Raw genomic sequence first — 19,973 nt, forward strand, 5'->3', positions numbered from 1 at the left:
GCATGCGGCGCGCACGCGGTTTCACGCTGATCGAACTGCTGGTGGCGATCAGCATCATGGCGCTGCTGGCGGTGCTGAGCTGGCGCGGGCTGGACGGCATGTCCCGGGCGCGCGAGCAGGCGCGCGTGCGCGGCGACGAAGTGCTGGCGCTGCAGGCCGGCCTGGCGCAGTGGGGCGTGGACCTGGACTCGATCACCGAACGCCCGGACGGCACCGGCGCCAGCCAGATCACACCGCTGGACTGGGACGGCCGCGCCCTGCGCATCACCCGCCGCAGCAGCGGCCGCGCCGCCGAAGGCCTGCGGGTGGCCGCCTGGTCGCGCCGCACCCTGGCCGACGGCAACAGCTGGTGGCTGCGCTGGGAGTCCGGGCCGCTGGTCACCGTCGGGCAGTGGACGCAGGCCTGGGCACAGGCCGCCCTGTGGGCGCAGAACCCGGGTGACGCCGAACGCCAGCGCGAGGTGCCGGTGGCGCGCGCCGACGCGATGCAGCTCTTCTATTACCGCAACAACGCCTGGACCAATCCGCTGTCCTCGGCCGATGCCACGACCTCCACCGCGGCCAGCGCCGCCGCGGCCGCCAGCGCGGTCGCCACCGCCACGGCACTGCCGGACGGCGTGCGCCTAGTGCTCTCGCTCAGCCCGGGCCAGGCATTTGCCGGCACCATCACCCGCGACTGGGTGTCTTCCCGCGTGGTACCCGGCACATGAACCATCGCCGCACACTCCTGAAGACACGCCGCCAGCGCGGCGCCGCGCTGCTGGCCGCCATGCTGACGGTGACCATGGTCGCCACCCTGGCCGCCTCGGCGCTTTGGCAGCAGTGGCGCGACGTGGAGATCGAATCCTCCGAGCGCAACCGGGTGCAGGCCGCCTGGATGCTGAGCGGCGCGCTCGACTGGTCGCGGCTGATCCTGCGCGAATCACGGCGCGCGCAGATCGCCGGCAATACCGCCCTCACCGACAACCTGAGCCAGCCCTGGGCCGTGCCGCTGCAGGAGGCACGCCTGTCGAGCTTTCTGGCGGCCGACCAGAACAACACCACGGACAGCGAGGACGACGACGTCTTCCTCTCCGGCGCCATCACCGACGCACAGGCCTTGTTCAACCTGCGCAACCTGGTGTCGGCCGACGGCAAGAAGCTCGACGAGAACTCGCTGGTGGCCCTGCAGGGCCTGTGCTCCCTGCTCAACCTGCCGGAGCAGCAGGCCAGCCTCATCGCCCAGGGCATGTTCAATGCGCTGGCGGGCGGGCAGGACGCGCCGCTGCTGCCGCAGCGCCTGGACGAGCTGGCCTGGTTCGGCGTATCGGCCGAGGTGATCCAGGCGCTGTCCGCCTACGCCACCATCCTGCCCAAACGCGCCGCCGTGAACCTCAACACCGCGCCGGTGCCGGTGCTGGCCGCGGTGATCGGCACCAGCAACTCGGTGGCGCAGCGCCTGGTCACGGCGCGCACCAACGCGCCCTTCCGCACCCTGGCCGAAGCCAGGACGGCATCGGGCGCCGAGCTGACGCTGGACGACGAACACGAGTCGGTCACCTCCAGCTATTTCGAGGTGCGCGGCCGGCTGCGGCTGCAGCAGGCGGCGGTGGAAGAACATTCGCTGGTCACCCGCGAAGGCACCAGCGTCAAGCCCGAGTGGCGCGAACGCGGCGCACTCGGCCTGGCGGCGCAAGCCACCACTAACCGTTGAACCGAATCGCAACAGGCCGGATTGTCACAGGCTCTCTCTACAATCTCGCCCACTTCCCATGAGCACGCTACTCGTTTCCCTCCCCCTGCCGGATGCCGTGGGCGCCGCGCCCGGCAGCCCGGAGTTCGCCTATGTGCTCACGGCCGACGGTGTGTCGGTCCTGCAGCAGTCCACCGCCCCGGCCGCGCTGCTGCCCCAACCCGGCCGGGCCGGCGAGACGGTGGCGGTGGTGCCGATACGCGCCCTGTCCTGGCAGCGGGTGAACCTGCCGCCGGGCCTGCGCGCCAGCACCCGCGGCAACACCGCGCCGCGCCTGCGCGCGGTGCTCGACGGCCTGCTGGAAGAACACCTGCTCGACGATCCCGCCAGCCTGCATTTCGCCCTGGCGCCCGACGCCGGTGCCGGCGAAGCGGCCTGGGTCGCCGTCTGCAACCGCGCCTGGCTGCGCGCCGCGCTGCAGACCCTGGAAGCCGCCGGCCATCCGGTGGCGCGTGTGGTGCCCGAATGGGCGCCCGGCTCGCAGGAGCCTTCCCTGCACGCCTTCGGCACACCGGAGGACGCCTGGCTGCTGGCCGGCGGCCTGCCGCCCGGCGGCGCACTGGCGCTGCTGCCGCTGGTGCCCACCGCCCTGTCCATGCTGCCGCTGGACGTGGCCGGCGCCCCGCTGCAGGCCGAACCGGCCGTGGCCTCGCTGGCCGAAGCCGCCGCCGGCCGGCCCGCCGAACTCGAAACCGCCGCCGCGCGCTGGCTCGAAGCCTCGCGCAGCCGCTGGGATCTGGCGCAGTTCGACCTGGCCAACAGCGGCCGCGCCCGGGTCGCCAAACGCGCCGGCGCCCTGATGGGCGAACTGCTGCGTGCGCCGCAATGGCGGGCCGCACGCTGGGGCGCCGGGCTGGCGGTGGCCGCCCAGGTCATCGGCCTGAATGCCTGGTCCTGGAAGGAACAGGCCGCCGTGCAGGCGCAGGACGCCACGGTGCGCGGCGTGCTCACCCAGAGTTTTCCGAACGTGCGGGTGGTGGTCGATGCACCGGTGCAGATGCAGCGTGAACTGACCCGGCTGCGCCAGGCCAGCGGCGTGGCCTCCAATTCCGGCGTCGAAGCCCTGCTGGCCGCCGCCGGCGCGGCACTGCCGCCGGGCCGCAGCGCCCAGGCCCTGGAATTCAACGGCAACGAGTTGCGCCTGGTCGGGCTGCAGCTGCAGGGCGAGGAAGCCGGCACCACCGTGGCCAACCTGCAGAACCAGGGCATCAGCGCCCGCACCGAGGGCGAAGCCCTGCTGCTGCGCTCGGAGGCCACCCCATGAAACGCCCCGCACCCACACCGCTGTCCGTTCGCCTGGGCACCGCCATGGCACCCTGGCGCGCGCGCTGGGAAGCGATGTCGCCGCGCGAGCGTTATCTCAGCACCCTGGCCGCCTCGGCCGTGGCCATCCTGCTGGTCTGGGCCATCGCCCTGGCGCCGGCACTGCGCAGCCTGCAGAAGGTGCAGGTGCAGCGCCAGCAGCTCGATGCCCAGCTGCAGCAGATGCTGGCCCTGCAGGCGGAAGCGCGCCAGCTCGCCGCCCAGCCGCGCATCGGCCGCGAAGCCGCGCTGCGTGCGCTGCAGGAATCGGTCACGGCGCTCGGCAGCGGCGCGCAGATGCAGGTCAGCGGCGAACGCGCGGTGATCAACCTGCGCGCCATTCCCGCGGCCAGCGTGGCGTCCTGGCTGGGCCAGGCGCGCACCAACGCCCGGGTCGCGCCGGTCGAGATGCGCCTGGTGCGCAGCCCGGCCCGCGCCGCCGCGCCGGCGGCGGCAGCAGCGCCTTCGGCAAGGCCCGGCGTTCCGCCCACGGCCGCACCGCCGGCCGCGGCGCGCACGCCGACCAACGACGACATCCGCTGGGACGGCACCATCGTGCTGGCCCTGCCGGCGGCCTGACCCGATGGCCCGCCGACTGCCCAGCCAGCGCACGCCCGCCTTCCGGCGCAGCGGCGGCAACTCGCCCGGCCTGGCCGCACCCATCGTCGGTGCGTTCATCGGCCTGCTCCTCGCCCTGCTGCTGTTCGCGCCCGCACGCTGGCTGACCGGCGACATCGCCTCGGCCAGCGGCCGGCATGTGCTGCTGGCCGACCCGCGCGGCACCGTCTGGAACGGATCGGCCCAGCTGGTGCTGGCCGGCGGCAGCGGCAGCAGCGACGCCGTCGCCCTGCCCGACCGCATCGAATGGCAGCTGCGCCCGCGCCTGACCGGCCTGCGCCTGCAGCTGCTGGCCGGCTGCTGCACCGCGCAGCCGATCGCCATGACGGTGGCCATCGGCTGGAGCGGCGTGCACCTGGCCATCGAGGACAGCGGCTCCTCCTGGCCGGCCTCGCTGCTGTCCGGCCTGGGCACGCCCTTCAACACGGTGCAGCCCGAAGGCACGCTGGCGGTGCGCACCACCGGCATGGCGCTGCATTTCGCCAGCGGCCGCATGTCCATGGCCGGCCGGGCCGACATCGACATCCAGAACCTCGCCTCCAGCGTCTCGCAATTGCGCCCGCTGGGCAGCTACCGCCTCAGCCTGCAGGGCGGCGACGTGCCCCACCTGCAGCTGAGCACCCTGGGCGGCGCGCTGCAGCTCTCGGGCGAAGGCCGCTGGGTCGGCAACCGCCTGCGTTTCAACGGCCTGGCACGCGCTTTGCCGGAACGTGAAGCGGCGCTCTCCATCCTGCTGAATCTCCTGGGCCGTCGCGACGGCGCCACCTCCGTCATCACCTTGGGCTGAACGCCATGCCATTCCATTCGTCCACCACGCCGCGTCCCGCACCCTTCGTGCGGCTCACGATCGCCGCGCTGCTGACCATCCTGCTGGCCGACGCCAACCCCGCCCTGGCGCAGACCGCCGTCGGCGCCCTGCCCTCGGCCGTCGGCTCGCGCGAGCCGGTCACGCTCAACTTCACCAATGCCGAGATCGAGGCCGTGGCCCGCACGCTCTCCACCATCACCGGCCGCAACATGGTGGTGGATCCGCGGGTCAAGGGCACCATGTCCCTGATCACCGAACGCCCGGTGCCGCCCACCGTGGCCTTCGACCAGTTCCTGGCCGCGCTGCGCCTGCAGGGTTTCACCGTCGTGGAATCCGCCGGCCTGTACAAGGTGGTGCCCGAGGCCGACGCCAAGCTGCAGGGCGGCTCGGTCACCGTGGGCAACGGCCCGCGCACGCAGGGCAACCAGATCGTCACCCAGATCTTCCGGCTGAACTTCGAGAACGCGGCCAACCTGGTGCCGGTGCTGCGGCCGCTGATCAGCCCGAACAACACGATCAACGTGAACCCGGGCAACAACTCGCTGGTCATCACCGACTACGCGGACAACCTGCAGCGGCTGGCGCGGATCATCGCGTCGATGGATGTGTCCAACGCCACCGACGTGGAAGTGATTCCGCTGCGCTACGCCAACGCGGTCGATGTGGTGCCGCTGGTGTCGCGGCTGATCGAAGGCAGCGGTCAGGCCGCCACCGGCGCCGGCGCCGCGCCGGCCGCGGGTGCCGCCGGCGGGCAGAGCGACACGAGTTTCCGCACCACCCTGATCGCCGAGCCGCGCAGCAATGCGCTGATCGTGCGCAGCGCCAACCCGGCGCGGCTGGCGCTGGTGCGTTCGCTGGTCGCCAAGCTGGACCAGCCGACGGCGCTCGGCCCGAACGGGGATGCGGGCAACATCTACGTGGTCTACCTGAAGAATGCCGAGGCCACCCGCATCGCCGTCGCCCTGCGCGCCGCGCTGGCCTCGCTGACCGCGGGCACCGGCGGCACAGCGGGCGGCGCCACGGGAGGCACGACGACGGCCTCGGCCGCGCCCACCTCCGGCACCAGCGCGCTGCCGACGGCGCTGACCAACCTCAGCGGCTCCAGCAGCAGCGGCGCATCCGGCGGCTTCGGCAGCGCCTCGCTCAGCAGCGGCGCCTCGGGCAACTTCGCCAACAGCGCCATGCCGTCCACCGGCGGCAGCATCCAGGCCGACCCGGCCACCAACTCGCTCATCATCACCGCCACCGAGCCGCAGTACCGCCAGCTGCGCGCGGTCATCGACAAGCTCGACGGCCGCCGCGCCCAGGTGCTGGTGGAAAGCCTGATCGTCGAAGTCAACGCCAACAAGGTCGCCGACTTCGGCATCCAGTGGCAGAGCGTGCTGGGCAATTCCGGCAGCACCATCGGCGTGCTGGGCACCAATTCCAGCGTGGCCGGCACCAACATCATCAGCGCGGCCGTCGCCGCCGCCAGCGGCACCACCGCCCTGGCCAGCGCCGCCGCGGGCCTGGGCAACGGCTTCAACGCCGCGCTGATCCCGCGCATCAACGGCAAGTACTACCTGGGCGCCCTGGCCACCTTCCTGCAGAACACCGGCGACGGCAACGTGCTGTCCACCCCCAACCTGCTGACGCTGGACAACGAGGAAGCCAAGATCGTGATCGGCCAGAACGTGCCCTTCATCACCGGCTCCACCATCCTCACCTCGGGCGCCACCACCAGCCCCTACACCTCCGTCACCCGGCAGGACGTGGGCCTGACGCTGCGGGTGAAGCCCCAGATCAACGCCAACGGCACGGTGAAACTCGCGATCTACCAGGAAGTCTCCAGCGTCGACGCCAGCACCACCAACAACACCAACGGCCCGACCACCAACAAGCGCTCCATCGAATCCAACGTGCTGGTGGACGACGGCAGCATCGTGGTGCTGGGCGGCCTGCTGTCGGACGACTATTCGCTCAGCCAGGACAAGGTCCCGGGCCTGGGCGACGTGCCGGTGCTCGGCGCCCTGTTCCGCAGCGAGAGCCGCTCGCGCAAGAAGACCAACCTGATGGTCTTCCTGCGCCCGGTGGTGGTGCGCGACGCCAGCGAGACCGACGGCCTGACGCAGGACCGCTACGACGCGATCCGCACCCTGCAGCAGAACATGCAGCCCGCCCCCAGCGCGGTGATGAACAGCGTGGACGGCGCGCCCATCCTGCCGGTCTTCCCGACGCCGCCGGCGCGGCCGTCCAGTGATCCGGTGCAGGGCACCACGCTGATCCCGCCGCCCATGCCGCCGTCGGTGACGGCCCCCTCCGGCCCGCCCCGCCGCGGCGCCCTGCCGCCCACCGCCGATCCGCTGACCCGCCAGGACACGCAGTGACCCGCTACCCGCTGCCCTACGCCTTCGCCCGCACCCACCAGCTGCTGCTGGAGGACACGGACGGCACGCTGACGCTCTGGCACGGCCCCGCGCCGGACCCGGCCGCCAGCGGCGAGGTGCTGCGCCGCCATCCGGTGCGCCTGCTGCAGCGCATCGAGGCGCCCGCTTTGGCGCAGCGCATCAGCGCGGCCTATGCCCAGGGCGAATCCAGCGCGGCCACCGTGGTCAGCGAGGTCGAGAGCGATGCCGACCTCTCCCGCATGATGCAGGAGCTGCCCGCCATCGAGGACTTGCTGGAGACGGCCGACGACGCGCCCATCATCCGCATGCTCAACGCCCTGCTCACCCAGGCCGCGCGCGACGGCGCCAGCGACATCCACATCGAGCCCTACGAACGCCAGTCCAGCGTGCGTTTCCGCGTCGACGGCGCCCTGCGCGAGGTGGTGCAGCCCAACCGCGCCCTGCATGCCGCGCTGATCTCGCGCCTGAAGATCATGGCCGACCTCGACATCTCCGAGAAACGCCTGCCGCAGGACGGCCGCATCTCGCTGCGCATCGGCACCCGGGCGGTGGACGTGCGTGTCTCCACCCTGCCCTCGGCCTGGGGCGAACGCGCCGTGCTGCGCCTGCTCGACAAGAGCGAGAACCGCATCAGCCTGGAGGCCGTGGGCATGCAGGGCGTGGTGCTGCAGCGCTTCGAGAAACTGATCTCCCAGCCGCACGGCATCGTGCTGGTGACCGGCCCCACCGGCTCCGGCAAGACCACCACGCTCTATGCCTCGCTGGCGCGGCTGGACGCCACGCAGAACAACATCATGACGGTCGAGGACCCGATCGAGTACGAGTTGGCCGGCGTCGGCCAGACCCAGGTCAACCCGAAGATCGACCTGGACTTCGCCCGCGCCCTGCGCGCCATCCTTCGCCAGGACCCGGACATCGTCATGATCGGCGAGATCCGCGACTTCGAGACCGCGCAGATCGCCATCCAGGCCTCGCTCACCGGCCACCTGGTGCTGGCCACGCTGCACACCAACGACGCGGCCAGCGCCGTCACCCGGCTGATCGACATGGGCGTGGAGCCCTTCCTGCTGTCGAGTTCCCTGCTCGGCGTGCTGGCCCAGCGCCTGGTGCGCCGGCTCGACCCGAGCGACCCCAGCGGCTACCGCGGCCGCACCGGCGTGTTCGAGCTGCTGGTGGTGGACGACGTCATCCGCGAACAGGTGCACGGCCAGGCCGCCGAAGCCAAGATCCGCGAGACCGCCCTGGCCGCCGGCATGACCCTGATGCGAGAAGACGGCGAACGGCTGGTCGCCGCGGGCATCACCTCGCCCGAGGAAGTGCTGCGGGTCACGCGCGACTGAAGTCGCGCCCGGCCTTCAGCCGTGGCGCACGGCGATCGGCTTGAGAGTCGTGAAACCCAGCAGCGCCTCGAAGCCCATTTCGCGCCCGTAGCCGCTGGCCCTCATTTCGCCGAAGGGCAGTCCCACGCCACCGGCCGCGCTGTAGTTGTTCACGAAGACCTGGCCGCAGCCCAGGCAGCACGTCATCTTCGATCAGGAGTTCCATCTCCAGCTTCTGCGTCGGCGCACCGGCAGTACCGTGCGGAAACGTTCGACAGCAACACGATCACCTCTTTCTGGATCGACCGCGCCACCAGCAGCCGGCACGCGCTCGCTTGCAGTGAAGTGATTGGCTGTCAAGGTTGATTTCCGAAATAAAGATCGATTTATCGCAGAAGAAGATAAAAAATGGCGGTAGTACTTCCCGGCAGCGGGCGCCACGCACATAAAGCCCGCGTGCCCGAATAACGCACTTCGTCATCACGCTCGCATAGTCCGTGCGAACCGTGTTGTGCATACGCCATACGCACAAACACAACGCTGCAACAAAAAAAGTGGTCTTCATTCCACGCCACGCCTGAATCAAGCAGATTTTGCTAAATCATTTCACCATGAGTTTCATGCCACGATATTTTTTACCATTATCTTCTTCGGATATATGGCAATCCAATGCATGCTTGCCGGCGTTTCCATCGCCTGACGGCGGACCGAATAATGCGGCCGCCGCGAACCTATTTCTCCGCAGAATCTATGAACACGGTGTATCGCGTCGTCTGGAGCAAGACCTTGCTCGATTGGATTGTCGCGCCCGAAACATGCCGGGCAGCCCGGACCTCCGCCATCCAGGCCGGGGCAGAACCGAAAATGGCCCAGGAAACCGGCACATGCCGCGCGACGCCGGTGCATCTCCGCTTGAAGCGCATCGCGGGCATGTTGTTCCTGGCCGGCTGGTTTTCTCCTGGTTTCGTGCACGCCCAGACACCTGTCATCCAGACCATCGATCAGGTCTACGGGCGCCCAGGTTCAGGCGGACAGCGCCCCTGCAATGCCGATGTCGGCAACGACGGGAATTACTGGGTCGGTGCCGCATCGGCCTGCACTCCCGACGCGGCATCCGTCCAGCAGGCGGTGAATGTCCTCAGCAACGCGGCCAGCGCGGCCCAGCAGTCTGCCAATGCAGCGCAGCAGTCGGCTAATGCAGCTCAGCAATCGGCCAATGCGGTTCAGGGTCAACTCGTCGATTACCTGGACAGCATCAAGGAAAAAGCCGCCATCGGTAATAACGCGCAAACCAATAATGGCTTTGCGGGGGGCAACAACGCAAAATCCAATGAGGGCGGCTCATCCGGCAATAACTCGAGTACGGATGGCGGCGGGTCCACCGGCAACAACTCCAGTTCGAGAGATGGCGGCTCCTCGGGAAACAACGCCCACACCAATAATGGATCGTCCGGCGGCAACAATTCCGGCTCCGACGATGGGGCTCGGCCGGCAACAACGCACACACCAATAATGGGTTTGCAGGCGGTGGTAATTCCGGCTCCATCGATGGCGGGTCTTCAGGAAACAACGCCCATACCAATAACGGATCGTCCGGAGGCAGCAACTCCGGCTCCGACGATGGGGGCTCGGCCGGCAACAACGCACATACCAACAATGGGTTTGCCGGCGGTGGAAACTCCAGCTCCATCGATGGCGGGTCTTCAGGAAACAACGCCCACACCAATAACGGATCATCCGGCGGCAGCAACTCCGGCTCCGACGATGGGGGCTCGGCCGGCAACAACGCGCATACCAACAATGGGTTTGCCGGCGGTGGAAATTCCGGCTCGATCGATGGTGGGTCTTCAGGGAACAACGCCCATACCAATAACGGTTCATCCGGAGGCAGCAACTCCGGCTCCAACGATGGGGGCTCGGCCGGCAACAACGCCCATACCAACAACGGGTTTGCTGGCGGTGGCAACTCCGGCTCCATCGATGGCGGGTCATCAGGGAACAACGCCCACACCAATAACGGCTCATCCAGCGGCAGCAACTCCGGCTCCGACAATGGGGGCTCGGCCGGCAACAACGCACACACCAACAACGGGTTTGCCGGAGGTGGCAATTCCAGCTCCATGGATGGCGGGTCATCAGGAAACAACGCCCACACCAATAACGGCTCATCCAGCGGCAGCAACTCCGGCTCCGACAATGGGGCTCGGCCGGCAACAACGCACACACCAACAACGGGTTTGCCGGAGGTGGCAATTCCAGCTCCATGGATGGCGGGTCATCGGGAAACAACGCCCATACCAATAACGGATCATCGGGCGGCAGCAACTCCGGCTCCGACGATGGGGGTTCGGCCGGCAACAACGCACACACCAACAACGGGTTTGCCGGCGGTGGAAATTCCGGCTCCATCGACGGCGGGGCGTCGGGAAATAACGCCCATACCAATAACGGCTCGTCCAGCGGCAGCAATTCCGGCTCCAACGATGGCGGTTCGGCAGGCAACAACGCACACACCAACAACGGGTTTGCCGGCGGTGGAAATTCCGGCTCCATCGACGGCGGGGCGTCGGGAAACAACGCCCATACCAACAACGGCTCATCCAGCGGCAGCAACTCCGGCTCCGACAATGGTGGCTCGGCCGGCAACAACTCACACACCAACAACGGGTTTGCCGGGGGCGGAAATTCTGGATCGATCGATGGCGGGTCATCGGGAAACAACGCCCACACCAATAACGGATCATCCAGCGGCAGTAACTCCGGCTCCGACGATGGCGGCTCGGCAGGTAACAACGCACGCACCAACAACGGGTTTGCCGGCGGAAGCAACTCCGCTTCGATCGATGGTGGATCTTCCGGAAACAACGCGCATACCAACAACGGGTTTGCCGGCGGAAGCAATTCCAGTTCGGGCGATGGCGGCTCAACAGGCAACAACGCCCATACCAACAACGGTTCGGCCGCCGGCAGCCAATCCAGGTCGGACGACGGCGGCTCGGCCGGCAGGCAGGCATCCACCGCCAACGGTTTCTCTGGCGGCAGCAACGCCGCTTCGATCGATGGTGGATCTTCCGGAAACAACGCCCACACCAATAACGGCTCATCCAGCGGCAGTAACTCCGGCTCCAACGATGGGGGCTCGGCCGGCAACAACGCCCATACCAACAACGGATCGGCCGCCGGCAGCCAATCCAGATCGGACGACGGCGGCTCGGCCGGCAGGCAGGCCTCCACCGCCAACGGTTTCTCTGGTGGCAGCAACGCCGCTTCGATCGATGGCGCAGCCGCAGGCAACCACGCAAGCAGCAGCAATGGTTTTGCCGGCGGCGCCAACGCCCGGTCGCTGGACGGCGGGGCTGCAGGCAACGGCGCAGCCACTCAAAACGGCTCTGCCACCGGCAATAACGCCCACTCCGCCGACGGCGGAGCAGCCGGCAACCAGGCGCAGGCCGGCAACGGTTTCGCAGGCGGCGCGAACGCCCGTACGACGGACGGCGCCGCCGTCGGCAACCAGGCCGCATCATTCAACGGCTTCTCGGGCGGCAGCGGGTCGGCCTCGATCGATGGCGGTGCGGCTGGTCAGGGCGCCAGTTCCGAGGACGGCGGCGCCATCGGCAAGCTGTCCTACACCCTGAGCGGTTTCGCTGGCGGCGCATCTGCGCGTTCGACCACCGGTGCCGCCGCGGGCAACGGCGCCAGCACCACCACCGGCGCAGCCATCGGCACCAACAGCACATCCACCACCGGCTTCGCCGGCGGCACCAGCGCGCATACCGAAGACGGCGTGGCCATCGGCAGCAATGCCAGCGCCTTGCCCACCAATGCGGTGGCGATCGGCACCGGCGCTGTCGCGGGCCAGGCCAACGCCGTGGCCATCGGGGCAGGTGCCGTTGCGGCAGCGCCCGGCGCGGTGGCTCTGGGGGCCGGCTCGGTCGCATCGGAAGCCAATACCGTTTCCGTGGGCGCGCCCGGCGCCGAACGGCGCATCACCAATGTGGCCAATGGCGTCAAACCCACCGACGCCGTCAATCTCGGCCAGCTGCAGGCCCTGCAGAAAAACGCCTACGCCGGTATCGCCAGCGCATTGGCATTGCAGGCTCCGGCATTATCCGTACCGGGCAAGGTGACCTTGCGGCTGGGCGTGGGAAGCTACAAGGACGTGGCCGCCCTGGGAATATCCGTCCGATCCACCGCGGAAAATGGGCGCTGGAGCGTGAGCGGTGGTGCAGGATATTCGACGTCGGGCGGCGGAATCGCTACGCAGGTCGGTGTGGACATGGTTTTCCCATGATCCAGAACCAATTTCCCATTTCATTTTCTTTCGCCCCATGAAAACGACCAGGATCGATTTTCTGCCGATGGCCGCCGCGCTGCTGCTTGGCTGCACTGCCGGCATCTGCGTGGCCCAGCCCTGGGGTGAACCACCGGGCAGCACACCGGCTGAAGCTGAGATTTTCCCCGACCCGGCGCAAGCTCACCCGCCGGAAGGAATCCCGCTCACTCCCAGCCAGGCCGCACTCATACAGCCAGGCCTCACCAAGGATCAGGTACGCGCCCTTCTGGGACCACCGCACTTCAATGAAGGCATATTCGAGGTGGTGCAATGGAGTTACCTGGTTTTCCCCGTCGGCACCGCAGACCTTGGTGCGGCATGCCAACTGAACCTGCACTTCTTCAAGGAACGTTTCAACGATCCGTACCGAATTTCCAGAATCGCCTGGAACAGTCCGAACTGCCTACCGCAGGCAAGCTGAAACGGACAACACTCGATGCGCCCCGCCATACGATGCGATGGCGCAGCTGCGCGCTCCACCCGTCGCGTTTGGCACATTCCCGAAAAACCGAGTTCCTCCCATGGACCGTGGCCCCTGCCCCATTGCCTGCTCCATCCATGATTTTCAAGAGCATCCCGAGGCGCTGAGCACCGAGCAAATCGCGCAATTGGGAAGACAGATCTTTCAGCTCCCGGAGAAAAACGATGCACTGGCCCAGGTACTACGCCAACTGATCCATCGCGAAAGCTGGGACGAACTCGAATCCCTCGTCAAGGACTGGTCACGCAACGGTTATCCGGCGCATCCCGAACTGCTGTTTTGCATGGGCCTGTATTTCGACAAGGCCCAGAAAAACACCGAAGGCCTCGCCTGTCTCGAGCGCGCCGTCGCGCTCAGCCCGCGGGTGGCCATGTACCACAACAATCTGGGCGTGTTCCTGGAGCGGCTCAAGCGCCACGACGACGCGTATGCCGCTTATTCCAAAGCCGCCGAACTCAACCCCGACGAGCCCCTGCATGCCGTCAATCTGGCGAAAATCTGCATTCACCACCTCGACCGCTTTCGGGAGGGCATGCGGCATTACAACTATGCGATCGCGCTGGATTTCGAGAATACCGACCTGCTGCTCAATACCGCGAACGCATTCCACAAATTCGGTTTCCGGCGCGAGGCGGTGGCGCGCGCGCGCCTGGCGATCCGGCTGGCGCCGGGCCGGGCGGCGGCGATATTTCTCAAACCGACTTTTTTCCTGAGTGTTTCCTACGAAACCGTGGAACAGATGCAGGAACTGCGCCGCCAAATGGAAACCGAATTGCAAAAACTCCCGGCGGAAGTCGATGCGGCCCTGGCCTCACCCGGTTACGCGGCCGAGAAACTTTCGTCAGTTGCCTGGCCCACGCTTTTCCTGCTGGCCTATCAGGGCGGAAACGATGTGAAATCCATGCAGGCATACAGCCGTGAACTGGCTCGCGCACTGCGCCCATATTTTTCCCGAGTGACAGCGTCGGGAGATTCAGCGCCGGACTCCGGCGATGGCAAGCGCAAACTGCGCATCGGCATCTGCACCGCTTTTCTCTACCACCATTCGGTATGGAAAATACCGCTTCATGGGATTTACCAGCACCTGAACCGCCGGAAATTCGAGATCCATTCCTTTCACATGGGTGGATTGGTGGACTTCGCGACGGAAGACATCAAGAGCCGTTCCGATTCCTATTTTCGGACGGAAGATGTCCACCGCATGGCGGAACGTCTGGCCGGCAGTGCGCTCGACATTCTGGTATTTCCGGAGACCGGCATGGATTCCGCCACCTTTCTGCTGTGCATGACGCGTTTCGCGCCGGTGCAATGCCAGGCGCTGGGGCATCCGGTCACCTCCGGATCCGACGCCATCGATTACGTTCTTTCTTCCGACCTGATGGAGCCGGCCGAGGGGCAGGCGCATTACACGGAAAAACTCGTCCGGCTGCCCGGTCTGGGTGTGACCTACAGCTACCCGTACCAATTCCATGCGGGCAGCAAGCAGGAATTCGGCTTGCCGCAGGACGCCATCGTTTTTCTGTCGCCGCAGTCGCTCTTCAAATACCTGCCGGAAAACGACGACATTTATCCCGCGATTGCCCGGCAGCTGCCGAAAGCCCGATTCGTGTTCATCGGGGCGACGGCACAGCGAGACACGCAGAAGTTCGAGCAGCGCCTGCAGAGATCCTTCCAGCAGGCAGACCTGGACCACCGGCAGTTCGTGAGCTTCATTCCCGGCCAGGGCAAGGAGGGGTTCATGAAGGCCTGCCAGATGGCCGACGTCTTCATCGACAACCCGTCCTGGTCAGGCCACAACACCATTCTGGATGCCTTGCACAGCCACACACCCGTGGTCACCCAACGCGGCGACGCCATGCGCAAGAACCACGGCGCGGCGATTCTGGAATTTCTGGGGCTGGGCCAGCATGTGGCAGAAGGCAAAGCCGGCTTCATCGACAAATGCGTGGAATTCGGCTCCTCGGCCGAATTGCGCAAACGCTTCAGCGAAACAGTGCCCGGCCTGCTGGAGCGCCTGCGTGATGTGGCGCCGATACGTGCGCTGGAGGATTTTTTCGAAGAGGCCAGTGCCTCCGCGGCACAACGCTGATGCCGGGCGCCGGCGGGCCGGCGGGCCGGTCCGCAAGCACCGAAGAAGGGTCCCGAAAAGGAAAATGCCCCCGTATCTTTCGACACGGAGGCATACCTTTTTTGGTGCGGCTGGCAGGAATTGAACCCACGACCCCTTGGTTCGTAGCCAAGTACTCTATCCAACTGAGCTACAGCCGCCAAGCCTCGAATTATGCCCCACTTTTTCGAGTCTGGCAAACCCTCGGCAAAAAAACGCAAAAGAAGTTGTCTTGCGTGCATGGAGCCGCGAGTCCGGCGCTTCGGCGCCGACCTGCTTTTTCGGGTCACGGGACTGGCCGGGGACCGGCAGGCCGCAACCATCGCCAGCCTCTCATCCGCACGCTGCAGCCCATGGACCTCGACGCCCTCGCCCCCCGGAACTCCGCCTGGCGCGGCATGCCGCACGCATCCGCCCCCGCGCAGCCCGACGCATCGCCGGCAACTTCATCCCCGAGTGCGCCTTGCGTCGAAGCGCTGCTTGATCGGCCACGCGGCACCACCGCCACGCTGGGGATCGCACCGCCTGCGACGGCCGCCACCCGCAAGGACCTCTGCGACATCGTGCTGGCGCTGGAACACACAGGACTGGACTGCACGGTGGCCCAGCTTCAACAGGCATTACGCGAACGCCGTCTGTGGGCCGACCGTGACGAGATCCGTGTCTGCGCCCTGCTGGAGTCGCCACTTCCTTCCATCATCGGCCTGGGCCGGTTCCGGCGACTGCTGCAGTCGGCCTGGCAGCAGCAGGCCGATCTCTTCGACGATGCACAAAAGCTGGCCGCCGCCACCATCGGCAGCAGCTGCCAGGGCGAGGCCCGCCTCAAGCCGCTGCGCGCCTTCGTGATGCTGCACCTGGACTTCCTGCTGTCTTATCTGGCGCTGCGGCTGCGGGGCTTCGCGCCGCGGCCGGAGGTGATCGCGGCGGTGCGCAGGCAGTGCCAGCTCGCCCGGCTGGCCACCGTCCGGGACATGGTGGTGGCCTACGAGGAGGGCCTGACCGACTTCGTCGTGGCCTGGAGCCAGCGCGGGCTGGCGGCCCATGTCGACGATCTTCGCGGCTTCCTGGCCTGGCGCCACATCCGTGCCTCGCCCATACAGATGCCCTCCTTGTGTGCGCTGCTGCCCCGGGTCACGCGCCTGGGCCACTACCTGTTCCCGGTCGACCAGGCCCCGGTGGTGACGCATTTCGTCGTGCGAAAGCAGGAGGTCAAGGCGGCATTTCGCGGCCAGGCGCCCAGCTTGCTGGACGGCGCCGAACCGCCGGCCGCCACGCCAGCGCAGGCCGGCCTGTGCGCGACGCTGCTGCGGGACCATCCGCGCGGCTGCTCGAAACGGCAGCTCTGCGACCTGCTCGCGCAGATCCTGCCGCAGTTCAATCGCAAGCAGATCGATGCCTGCCTGCGCTCCATGCTCTACAACGCCCAGTGCGTACCCATCGGCGACGGGCGATACATGGTCAATCCCGACCTGCTATGCCGCGGCAGACGCGAGGCGCTCCTGGCGCGGCTGCCCGATCGACGGGGCTGGCCGCCGCCGTGGCGGGACCTCTCGCGGCCGCGGGCGAAAAAACCCCGGTATTTCTCCGCCTACGCCCGCCAGCAGATCGTCAAGGCCCGGCGCGGCAGCTTCGGCACGACCACCGTGGGCGTCGAACGGACAGCCGCCATCTTCGAAACCTTGAGCGCGCTGTCGGCCAGCGGAGCGCTGGCGCGCTACATCGTGCCGGACGAAGCCGGCGAACCCAGCTTCCACACCGGCAGGATCGCCGAGCAGGTCCAGCACAGGCGTACCGACGTCACCGGTTCGCATGTCTGGGAAGCCCTCAAATGCATCGACCCTCTGGCGATCGAGCACACCCTGCGGCAACGCCAGTGGGAAAAGACCCGCCTGCCGCCGCCGCTGATCACCGGGGCCCTGCGGTCCCTGTGCGAGGAGCTGCCCTTCGCCTACTGCATGCCTCTGAACACCATCGCCGCGCTGATCAACCAGCGCCAGCCGGACTTCTTTCTCGATGCACTCAGCCTGCGCGCCCAGTTCAGGCGGCTGCCGGTCGACATGCAGGCCATCGCGGACATCGTCGATGCGCTGTTCGCCGATGGCCGCATATCGCCGCTGCGCCAGCGCCGCGGCGGACTCATCAAGCTGTCGCGGCTCAACACCTACCTGGCCCTGCACGAACTGCATTGCGGCAGCGAGGAGCTGGAGGATCTGGTGGAGGCGCAGCTGCGATCCATGCCGCCCGATACCCAGGCCTACATCGACGCCGACCTGGCCAGCAACCCGCTGCACCGCCATGCCGCGGCGCGGGCGGTGCTGGCGCATCGGCTGCTGGCCACACAAATGCAGATGCCCTCGTGGCAGACCTTCATCCAGGCATTCCACGAACTCTTCTGCCAGCCGCCCGCACCGTCCGGCCCGCTGCTGTGCTACAGCGGCGCCGATGCCACCGAGATCTACTTCACGGTGCAAAGACTGCATGCCGCGCGCCGGCCGGCGATCGAAATGCAGGCGACAGATGAATGATTGTCTGACGATAATAAGAACATGACTTCTCAAGCCTCATCTTCCGCCTCGGCCCGCCTGGCCGCCTTCGCCTGCGCCGCCGAATGGGACGACATCCCCGAGCCGGTGCGCCACGAAGCCCGTCGCAGCCTGATGAACTACTGCGCCGTGGCGCTGGGCGGCAGCCACGACCCGACGATCGAGGCCGCGGTGCGCACCTTCACCCCGCTGCGCTCCGGTACCCAGGCCCGCCTGGCCGGGCGCGCCGAGCGCTTCGATCCGCTCAACGCCGCCGCGCTCAACGCCATGGCGGCCAATGTCTACGACTTCTGCGACACCCACATCCCCACCATCCTGCACCCCTCGGCACCGGTGTTCCCGCCGCTGCTGGCGCTGGCCGACCAGGCGCCGGTGCATGGCCGCGAGCTGCTGCTGGCCTTCGTGGTCGGCGCCGAGGTGGAATGCCGCATCGCCAACGCGATCTCGCCCTGGCACTACGCCCGCGGCTGGCACATCACCTCGACCTGCGGCGTGTTCGGCGCGGCGGCCGGCGTGGCCCGGCTGAAGCGGCTGGATGCCGCGGTGCTGGCCTCGGCCTTCGGCAGCGCGGCGGCGCAGTCCTGCGGGCTGGTCGAAACCCTGGGCAGTTCGGCCAAGAGCATCAGCGTGGGCAATGCCGCGCGCAACGGGCTGCTCTCGGTGCTGCTGGCGCTAGAGGGCTTCGAAGGGCCGGCCGCGCCGCTGGACGGCCCGCGCGGCTTCCTGCGGGTGGTGTGCGACCAGCCCGATTTCAGCAAGCTCGACGGCGGCGATCCAGCCTGGCAGCTCCTGGCCAATGCCTACAAGCCCTACCCCTGCGGCGTGGTGCTCAACCCGGTGATCGATGCCTGCCTGGCGCTCGCCGCCGATCCGGCCTTCGCCGCGCGGGCGCCGGAGACCATCGAAAGCATGGAACTCACCGGCCATCCCCTGCTGCGCCAGCGCACCGACCGGCCGGGGGTGACCAGCGGCCGGCAATCGCAGGTGAGCGCCCAGCATGCGGTGCCGGTGTCGCTGCTGCGACGGCGCGCCGGGCTGGAGGAATTCAGCGATGCGGCGGTACAGGACCCTGCCGTGCGCAGCCTGGGCGCCAAGGTCCGCTTCACCGACGACGACACCATGACGGTCGATGCCGCCCGGGTCCGCATCCGTTATGCCGATGGCAGCGAGCTGCAGCACTCGGTCGAATTCGCCCGCGGCAGCCTGGGCCGGCCGCTGACCGATGCCGAGCTGGAACAGAAGCTGCGCGAACTCGCCCGCTACAGCGGCGCGGCTGTGGACACCGCCGCGCTGATCGACGCGGTCTGGCTGATGGACCAGACCGCCGATGCCTCGGCCCTCATGGCCCTCACTGCATCTGCAGGCCCTTGTCCTTGACGACCTTGGTCCACTTCTCGGTCTCCGCCGCGATGAAGGCGCGTGCTTCGGCCGGGCTGTTGCCCATCACCTCCAGCCCGTCGCGGTCGGCCATCTGGCGCAGGGAGGGCCGGCGCATCGCCTCCAGCGCCGCCGCATGCAGGCGCTGCACCACGGCAGGCGGCGTCTTCGCCGGCACGGCCAGCACGAACCAATTGAGCGCCTCGAAGCCCGGCAGGGTCTCGGCGATGGTGGGCGTATCGGGCAGCGAGGCCATGCGTTTGGCGCCGGTGGTGGCCAGCAGCTTGAGCTTGCCCGAGCGCACATGCACCAGCGAGGAGGCCGGGTTGTCGATCATCAGGTCCACCTGCCCGCCGATCAGGTCGGCGAAGGCCGCGCCCGCGCCCTTGTAGGGCACCTTGGTGAGCTGCACATTGCCCATGGTGGACAGCAGCTCGGTGGCCAGCGACTGGATGCCGGTGCTGCCGCTGAGCGCGAAGTTCACCTGCTTGCCGCTTTTCGCCGCCTGCAGCACGTCGTTGACGCTGGCCACCGGATAGTTGGCATTGGCCACCAGCACCTGCGGCGTGGAGGCCAGGATGGTGACCATCTCGAAGTCCTTCACCGGGTGGTAGGGCACCTTGGGATAGAAGGCCGGCGTGCTGCCGAAAGCCGCCGAGCTGATCAGCATGGTGTAGCCGTCCGGCTGGGCATGGGCGACTTCCACCGCGCCGATCTGGCCGGTGTTGCTGGGCTTGACGTCCACGAACACGTTCTGGCCGAGGATCTCCGCCATCTCGCGGGCCAGCGGCCGGGCCAGGGCATCCACGCCGCCGCCCGCGGCGAAGGGAACGATCAGGCGGATCGGCTTTTCCGGGAATTCGGCGGCGCTCGCCAGCGCTGGCAGGCCGGCGACACACAGGGACAGGAGCAGCGTGCGCCGCAGGCGGGTCAGGGTATTCACTTGGAGTCTCCACTTTGTATGAC

14 protein-coding genes, 1 tRNA gene and 2 pseudogenes are annotated in these 19,973 nt (G+C 67.7%); 13 read left to right on the top strand and 4 right to left on the bottom strand.

Annotated features, from left to right (window positions below; translation table 11 throughout):
• The first annotated feature begins 2 nt into the window (after window positions 1-2).
• The 7 genes from GT347_RS10010 to GT347_RS10040 are packed head-to-tail and all read left to right on the top strand — an operon-like array spanning window position 3 to window position 8,187.
• Entirely contained in the window at window positions 3-710 is a 708-nt protein-coding gene (locus GT347_RS10010; RefSeq protein WP_160551816.1) for a PulJ/GspJ family protein, read from the top strand.
• Window positions 707-1,693 carry a type II secretion system minor pseudopilin GspK gene (gspK, locus tag GT347_RS10015; protein ID WP_160551817.1) on the top strand — a complete coding sequence of 329 codons (987 nt, stop codon included), beginning with the start codon at window positions 707-709 and terminating at the stop codon, window positions 1,691-1,693. The genes GT347_RS10010 and gspK overlap by 4 nt, the downstream gene beginning before the upstream one ends.
• A 58-nt stretch (window positions 1,694-1,751) precedes the next feature.
• Window positions 1,752-2,996 carry a type II secretion system protein GspL gene (gene gspL / locus GT347_RS10020; RefSeq protein WP_160551818.1) on the top strand — a complete coding sequence of 415 codons (1,245 nt, stop codon included), beginning with the start codon at window positions 1,752-1,754 and terminating at the stop codon, window positions 2,994-2,996.
• Complete coding sequence (gspM, locus tag GT347_RS10025) at window positions 2,993-3,613, top strand: type II secretion system protein GspM (RefSeq protein WP_160551819.1); 621 nt, start codon at window positions 2,993-2,995, stop codon at window positions 3,611-3,613. Before gspL ends, gspM begins: the two co-directional genes overlap by 4 nt.
• 4 nt (window positions 3,614-3,617) lie before the next feature.
• The gene (gspN, locus tag GT347_RS10030; protein WP_160551820.1) at window positions 3,618-4,439 is read left to right on the top strand and encodes a type II secretion system protein N; all 822 of its coding nucleotides are present in this window, start codon (window positions 3,618-3,620) and stop codon (window positions 4,437-4,439) included.
• 5 nt (window positions 4,440-4,444) lie between these two features.
• Complete coding sequence (gene gspD / locus GT347_RS10035) at window positions 4,445-6,826, top strand: type II secretion system secretin GspD (RefSeq protein WP_160551821.1); 2,382 nt, start codon at window positions 4,445-4,447, stop codon at window positions 6,824-6,826.
• Window positions 6,823-8,187 carry a GspE/PulE family protein gene (locus GT347_RS10040; RefSeq protein WP_160551822.1) on the top strand — a complete coding sequence of 455 codons (1,365 nt, stop codon included), beginning with the start codon at window positions 6,823-6,825 and terminating at the stop codon, window positions 8,185-8,187. Before gspD ends, GT347_RS10040 begins: the two co-directional genes overlap by 4 nt.
• Window positions 8,188-8,202: 15 nt before the next feature.
• Here GT347_RS10040 and GT347_RS10045 read toward each other — a convergent pair.
• Window positions 8,203-8,361, bottom strand: a pseudogene (locus GT347_RS10045) (aldehyde dehydrogenase family protein); the annotation flags it as partial.
• Window positions 8,362-8,916: 555 nt separating this feature from the next.
• Here GT347_RS10045 and GT347_RS28055 point away from each other — a divergent pair.
• A pseudogene (locus GT347_RS28055) lies at window positions 8,917-8,964 on the top strand (hypothetical protein); the annotation flags it as partial.
• A 457-nt stretch (window positions 8,965-9,421) separates the two neighbouring features.
• Here GT347_RS28055 and GT347_RS27495 read toward each other — a convergent pair.
• Window positions 9,422-10,348: a hypothetical protein gene (locus GT347_RS27495; RefSeq protein WP_229722816.1), complete on the bottom strand. Its 927-nt coding sequence runs from the start codon at window positions 10,346-10,348 to the stop codon at window positions 9,422-9,424.
• 81 nt (window positions 10,349-10,429) lie between these two features.
• Here GT347_RS27495 and GT347_RS10055 point away from each other — a divergent pair, with 81 nt between their 5' ends.
• The 3 genes from GT347_RS10055 to GT347_RS10065 all read left to right on the top strand — a co-directional run bounded on the left by GT347_RS10055 (window position 10,430) and on the right by GT347_RS10065 (window position 15,069).
• Complete coding sequence (locus GT347_RS10055) at window positions 10,430-12,457, top strand: YadA family autotransporter adhesin (RefSeq protein ID WP_160551825.1); 2,028 nt, start codon at window positions 10,430-10,432, stop codon at window positions 12,455-12,457.
• 37 nt (window positions 12,458-12,494) lie between these two features.
• Window positions 12,495-12,920, top strand: a complete 426-nt coding sequence (locus tag GT347_RS28060) for an outer membrane protein assembly factor BamE (RefSeq protein WP_229722817.1) — start codon at window positions 12,495-12,497, stop codon at window positions 12,918-12,920.
• Between the two features lie 100 nt (window positions 12,921-13,020).
• Window positions 13,021-15,069, top strand: coding sequence for an O-linked N-acetylglucosamine transferase, SPINDLY family protein (locus GT347_RS10065; RefSeq protein ID WP_160551826.1), 2,049 nt, complete (start codon window positions 13,021-13,023; stop codon window positions 15,067-15,069).
• A 102-nt stretch (window positions 15,070-15,171) separates the two neighbouring features.
• Here the strand turns inward: GT347_RS10065 and GT347_RS10070 are convergent.
• Window positions 15,172-15,248, bottom strand: a tRNA-Arg gene (locus tag GT347_RS10070).
• A gap of 192 nt (window positions 15,249-15,440) precedes the next feature.
• Here GT347_RS10070 and GT347_RS10075 point away from each other — a divergent pair.
• Both GT347_RS10075 and GT347_RS10080 read left to right on the top strand, forming a co-directional pair.
• Entirely contained in the window at window positions 15,441-17,612 is a 2,172-nt protein-coding gene (locus GT347_RS10075; RefSeq protein WP_160551827.1) for a hypothetical protein, read from the top strand.
• 21 nt (window positions 17,613-17,633) lie between these two features.
• Complete coding sequence (locus GT347_RS10080) at window positions 17,634-19,007, top strand: MmgE/PrpD family protein (RefSeq protein ID WP_160551828.1); 1,374 nt, start codon at window positions 17,634-17,636, stop codon at window positions 19,005-19,007.
• On the opposite strand, the gene GT347_RS10085 is transcribed toward GT347_RS10080, so the two are convergent.
• Window positions 18,979-19,950, bottom strand: a complete 972-nt coding sequence (locus tag GT347_RS10085) for a tripartite tricarboxylate transporter substrate binding protein (protein ID WP_229722818.1) — start codon at window positions 19,948-19,950, stop codon at window positions 18,979-18,981. The genes GT347_RS10080 and GT347_RS10085 overlap by 29 nt on opposite strands.
• Between the last annotated feature and the right edge of the window lie 23 nt (window positions 19,951-19,973).

The sequence above is a fragment of the Xylophilus rhododendri genome (assembly GCF_009906855.1).
Classification (GTDB): Bacteria; Pseudomonadota; Gammaproteobacteria; order Burkholderiales; family Burkholderiaceae_C; genus Xylophilus; species Xylophilus rhododendri.

Coding starts and splice junctions, on each gene's coding strand:
- GT347_RS10010 (WP_160551816.1), top strand. CDS start 3: ATGCGGCGCGCACGCGGTTTCACGCTGATCGAACTGCTGGTGGCGATC.
- gspK (WP_160551817.1), top strand. CDS start 707: ATGAACCATCGCCGCACACTCCTGAAGACACGCCGCCAGCGCGGCGCC.
- gspL (WP_160551818.1), top strand. CDS start 1,752: ATGAGCACGCTACTCGTTTCCCTCCCCCTGCCGGATGCCGTGGGCGCC.
- gspM (WP_160551819.1), top strand. CDS start 2,993: ATGAAACGCCCCGCACCCACACCGCTGTCCGTTCGCCTGGGCACCGCC.
- gspN (WP_160551820.1), top strand. CDS start 3,618: ATGGCCCGCCGACTGCCCAGCCAGCGCACGCCCGCCTTCCGGCGCAGC.
- gspD (WP_160551821.1), top strand. CDS start 4,445: ATGCCATTCCATTCGTCCACCACGCCGCGTCCCGCACCCTTCGTGCGG.
- GT347_RS10055 (WP_160551825.1), top strand. CDS start 10,430: ATGGATGGCGGGTCATCGGGAAACAACGCCCATACCAATAACGGATCA.
- GT347_RS28060 (WP_229722817.1), top strand. CDS start 12,495: ATGAAAACGACCAGGATCGATTTTCTGCCGATGGCCGCCGCGCTGCTG.
- GT347_RS10065 (WP_160551826.1), top strand. CDS start 13,021: ATGGACCGTGGCCCCTGCCCCATTGCCTGCTCCATCCATGATTTTCAA.
- GT347_RS10075 (WP_160551827.1), top strand. CDS start 15,441: ATGGACCTCGACGCCCTCGCCCCCCGGAACTCCGCCTGGCGCGGCATG.
- GT347_RS10080 (WP_160551828.1), top strand. CDS start 17,634: ATGACTTCTCAAGCCTCATCTTCCGCCTCGGCCCGCCTGGCCGCCTTC.